This is a genomic window from Archangium sp., assembly GCF_036389735.1.
GTDB lineage: Bacteria > Myxococcota > Myxococcia > Myxococcales > Myxococcaceae > Archangium.
Genome location: NZ_DASVWK010000670.1, coordinates 1 through 4,561 on the forward strand (window position 1 = coordinate 1; position 4,561 = coordinate 4,561).

The window sequence follows — 4,561 nt, forward strand, 5'->3', positions numbered from 1 at the left end:
CTGGGTCAGCTCCTCCCACGTGTCCGCGGGGATGCGCGGGGAGATGGGGAACTGGGGCTTGTCACTCAGCAGCGCCTCGAGCCGTGCCCGGCGCTCGCGCAGGGGCAGCGGGCGCAGGTCCTCGCCCTTCTCCTCGAGCAGGTCGTACGCCATGAAGACCGCGGGAGCCTCGGCGAGCACCTTGGCGGTGAGCTTCTGGCGGCCGATGCGCCGTTGCAGGCGGGCGAAGGGCAGGGGCCGCCCATCCTCATAGGCGAGGATCTCCCCGTCGAGCACGGTGCCGGGAGGCAGGCTCGTGGCCGCCTTGGCGATCTCCGGATAGCGCTCGGTGACCAGTTCCTCGCCGCGGCTCCACAGGTAGATGGCGCCCTGGCGGTGGATGAGCTGGCCCCGGATGCCATCCCACTTCCACTCGACCATCCACTCCGAGCGGTCCCCGAGGCCCTCCACGGGCTGCTCCAGGGGGCTGGCCAGGTAGAAGGGGTAGGGGCGCGAGCGATCCCCGTCGGACACGTCCGGGGCGACGAGCTGCTCGAAGAAGGCGCGGCTCGGGGCCCAGGTGCCCATGAGCCGGTGGGACACGGCGGCGGGGGGCAGCCCGGCGTACTGCGCCAGCGCGCGCACCACGAGCGTGTCCGAGACGCCCACGCGCAGCTCGCCAGTCAGCATCTTGTTGAAGATGAACAGCTCGCGGCGCGGCAGCGTGTGCCACCAGCCGGTGATGCGCTCGCGCTGCTCGGCGGCGGAGAGGCCGGCGAGGGGCAACAGGCGCTCCTCCAGCCAGCGCGACAGGGGCAGCTCCTCGGGCTCGCCGGGGCGCTCGGTCTGGTCGAGCAGCAGGGCGATCATCTCCGCGAGGTCACCCACCGAGGCGTACGTCTCGTCGAAGAGCCACTCCGGGGTGTCGGTCAGCTCGCGGATCCACTCGCGCAGCGCCTTGGGGGGCACGAGCCGCTTGAGGCGGCGGCCGGTGAGGAAGAACAGCGCCCAGGCGGCGTCCTCGGGAGGCGCCTCATGGAAGTACGCCACCATGGCCTCCACCTTGGCGTTGGTGGAGGTGGTGGAGTCGAGCGCGTCATAGAGGTCCGCGAGTCGCCGCACGTCTCACTCCTCCGTCTCGCCCTCGAAGGGGGTGGAGAGCGGCGCCGCGTCGAGGCCCCGGTTCTCGCGCAGGTAGCGCGCGAGCGTCTCACTGGAGCCGTGGGTGACGAGGATGCGCGAGGCGCCCGTGTCCTTCGCGGTGCGCAGGAGGCTCGGCCAGTCCGCGTGGTCGGAGAGGACGAAGCCCCGGTCATACCCCCGGCGGCGCCGGTTGCCGCGCACCCGCATCCACCCCGAGGCGAAGCCCGTCTCGTGCTCGCCGAAGCGGCGCATCCACGTGGAGCCGGCGGCGCTGGGCGGAGCCAGGATGAGGGTACCGGCGAAGGAGGTGCCCTTCTCCACCTCGGACACGAAGCGGGTGGGGAGCATGCGCACGCCGGCCTCGCGGTAGCACTCCACCAGCGCGTGCGTGGCGCCGTGCACCAGCACCTCGCGGTCGGTGAGCCGGGCCAGTTCCCCCAGCAGCCGCTGCGCCTTGCCCAGCGCGTAGCAGAAGAGCACCGAGGCCCGCCCCAACGTGCGGTTGCCGTCCCACCAGCGCAGCACCTCCTCGGCGATGAGCGGCGTGTCCTCCCAACGGTAGATGGGAAGACCGAAGGTGGCCTCGGTGATGAAGGTGTCACAGCGGACGGGCTCGAAGGGGTCGCACGTCGGGTCCGGGTCGCGCTTGTAGTCGCCGGACACCACCCACACCTCGCCCCGGTGCTCGATGCGGATTTGAGCGCTGCCCAGCACGTGGCCGGCGGGGTGGAAGCTGACAGTGACCTCGCCCAGCGACTGGCGCTCGCCATAATCGAGCGTGGAGATGTTCGCCTCCGGACCCAGCCGCTTGCGCAGCAGGCCGAGGGAGGGGCGCGTGCCAAGGTAGTGCTGGCTCCCCCAGCGAGCGTGGTCGCCATGCGCGTGGGTGATGAGGGCGCGGGCGACCGGGCGCCAGGGGTCGATGTGGAAACCCCCCGGCGGGCAATAGAGCCCATCCGGGGTCACCGTCACCAGGGGCGGCCTGTCGAGCGAGGGAGAGACGTTCATCGAGCCTCTCTGGGTTAACGGGCAGGAGGCGGTGCGGCGACCGGACGAGCCGGTGGGCCGAGGCCCGTCTCCCCGCCCGCCGGGAGGCCGACGTCACTTGTCCTTCGGCTCACCCCGCCCGCCGTGCTTCTCGTATTCGTCGCTCAAGCCCCGCTCCAACGAGGTGCTGTCCCAGGGCAGGCCGACCTCGGAGCGTTGGCCGCCGTTCTGGCCCGTCACGTCGTTGAGGCGCTCGGCACGGCCCTCGGCGGGGACGCGTTCACCGTCCTCCTCCGGGTCCTTCTGCTTCTCCGGGTCCACCGGAATGCCCATCGGCCGCTTGAGCCATTCGTCCTTGTTCATGACGTCGCTCCATCCTGGGTGGGTACCCGCGCCGCACGTCCGGGGCAGGCACATGTCCTGCCCTTCATCGTGCGCATCGCGACGGAGCGGTGGGCCCCGGGCCGGCTGGGGCTCGGGGGGGCGGATGGTGGGCGAGCAGCGGGGCGAGCCCCTGTTACATGGGAGCCTCGTCCTTCCAGAGGGCGAACCCGCCGAGCAGCCCCGCGACGTTCTCGGTGACCTTCACGTTCTCGGGGAGCGAGAAGTCGATGAGCCGGGCGTTGCCGCCTCCGAGGTAGAGCACCCGCGGGTTCCAGATGGGGAGGATCTGCTCCACCACCCGCTGCACGTGCTTGTTCCACTTCTTCTTGCCCACCCGCTCCAGCGCGGCGTTGCCCACGTACTCCTCGTAGGTCTTCCCATGCCGGAAGGGGTGGTGGGCGAGCTCCAGGTTGGGCACGTACTTGCCGTCGACGAACAGCGCGCAGCCCATGCCGGTGCCCAGGGTGAGGAGCATCTCCACGCCGCGCCCCTCGATGACGCCGAAGCCCTGCACCCCGGCGTCGTTGAGCACGCGGACCGGACGGTCCGTCGCCTTGCCCAGCTCGCGGCCCAGGTCGTAGCCCTTCCAGTCCTTGTGGAGGTTGACGGCGGTCTGGGTCACCCCGTCCACCACCACGCCCGGGAAGCCCACCGCCACCCGGTCGAACGTGCCCAGGGGTTTGATCAGCTTCAGGATCGCCCTCATCACCGCCTTGGGGCTGGCGGGTTTGGGCGTCGTCACCCGCTGCCGCTCGGTGAGGGGCTTCCCATCCGGTCCGAGGACGAGTGCCTTGATGCCCGTGCCACCGATGTCGATGGCCAGCGTCCGGTGACCGGCGGTGGAGGCCTGGAGGTCCGGCGCGGCCTTCTTGCGAGGGGACGGTACGGGGGTCTCTGCGCGGGGCATACATATCTCCAGCGGTGGAGCGCCAGTGTAGGGCGCGCGGCCCGGACGGCAACGGCCTGGAGGCGCGCGGAGGCCGTCCTGTCCGACTCTGGGCAAGCGCGAGTGGGCTGGCGGCTGGCTGATCGCCTGGTCCCACTTTCCATCCTCCCGTGGCTGGTGGCAGCCGAGCATCGGCCTTATCCACTGGGTATGGCGTCCCTCCAGGTGCAAGGGCTCCCCGACCGCACCTTCCAGCGTCTCTTCGAGGCCCTCCCCGGTGCCTATCTGGTGCTGGTTCCAGACCTGACCATCGTCGCGGTCAGTGACGCGTACCTGTACGCCACGAGGGCCCGACGTGAGGAACTCCTGGGCCGACATGTCTTCGAGGCCTTTCCCGACAATCCGGACGACCCTCAGGCCACGGGGATGAAGAACCTCCGCGCTTCGCTGACACGCGTCCTGACGAACAAGGTCATGGATACGATGGCGGTGCAGAAGTACGACGTCCGCCGGCCCGTGTCGGAGGGGGGCGGCTTCGAGGAGAAATACTGGTCACCCACCAACTCCCCGGTGCTGGATGATTCAGGTGAGCTCGCCTTCATCATCCACCGGGTCGAGGATGTGACCGACTACGTCAAGCTCCGGGAACAGGACAGTGAGCGGAGCCGGATCGCGCTCCAACAATCCAATGCGCAGCTCGCGCGCCGCACCCGCCAGCTCGAGATCCTCACGCTCGCCGCGCACGACCTCAACTCGAGTCTTCAGCTTTCGGACATCCTGAGGTGTCTCGTCTGGCGGGCCCTGGAACTCGTGGACGCGACCGAAGGCACCTGGGGACGGATGGTCGATGGCCGCATGGTCGTCACGGAGTATCTACGGTGGGAAGGCAGGACCATCGAACCCCATGAGGTCGTCTTCGGGCCGAGGGTGGGGGTTCCCGGCCATGTGATGGTCACGAAGGAGCCCTATGTCTCGAACGATGTGACCCGGGATCCGCATGTCCTGCCGCAGCTCCAGAAGGCCATGGGCTTCTACAACCTGATCGATCTGCCCGTCTTCACGCGCTGCGGAGAGCTGCTGGGTTTCTTCGAGCTCCACAACAAGAGGGACCGCCAGCCCTTCACCCAGGAGGATCTGGAGCTGCTCAAGGGGCTACGCGCCTCGGCGGGGGTGGCCCTGGAG

The 4,561-nt window shown here is 69.6% G+C and carries 5 protein-coding genes; 1 reads left to right on the forward strand and 4 read right to left on the reverse strand.

Going from position 1 to position 4,561, the window contains the following annotated elements:
* The 4 genes from VF794_RS23520 to VF794_RS23535 form a co-directional block, all read right to left on the reverse strand.
* Nucleotides 1-1,101, reverse strand: a 1,101-nt coding sequence (locus VF794_RS23520) for an ATP-dependent DNA ligase (protein WP_331114037.1), incomplete at its 3' end; no start/stop codon positions are given.
* Nucleotides 1,102-1,104: 3 nt separating this feature from the next.
* On the reverse strand, nt 1,105-2,130 hold the full coding sequence (locus VF794_RS23525; protein WP_331114039.1) for a ligase-associated DNA damage response exonuclease: 1,026 nt from the start codon (nt 2,128-2,130) through the stop codon (nt 1,105-1,107).
* A gap of 93 nt (nt 2,131-2,223) precedes the next feature.
* On the reverse strand, nt 2,224-2,472 hold the full coding sequence (locus VF794_RS23530; protein WP_331114041.1) for a hypothetical protein: 249 nt from the start codon (nt 2,470-2,472) through the stop codon (nt 2,224-2,226).
* Between the two features lie 154 nt (nt 2,473-2,626).
* On the reverse strand, nt 2,627-3,400 hold the full coding sequence (locus tag VF794_RS23535; RefSeq protein ID WP_331114043.1) for an ROK family protein: 774 nt from the start codon (nt 3,398-3,400) through the stop codon (nt 2,627-2,629).
* Nucleotides 3,401-3,604: 204 nt separating this feature from the next.
* On the opposite strand from VF794_RS23535, the gene VF794_RS23540 reads away from it, so the two are divergent.
* On the forward strand, nt 3,605-4,561 hold a 957-nt coding region (locus VF794_RS23540), incomplete at its 3' end, for a GAF domain-containing protein (RefSeq protein ID WP_331114045.1).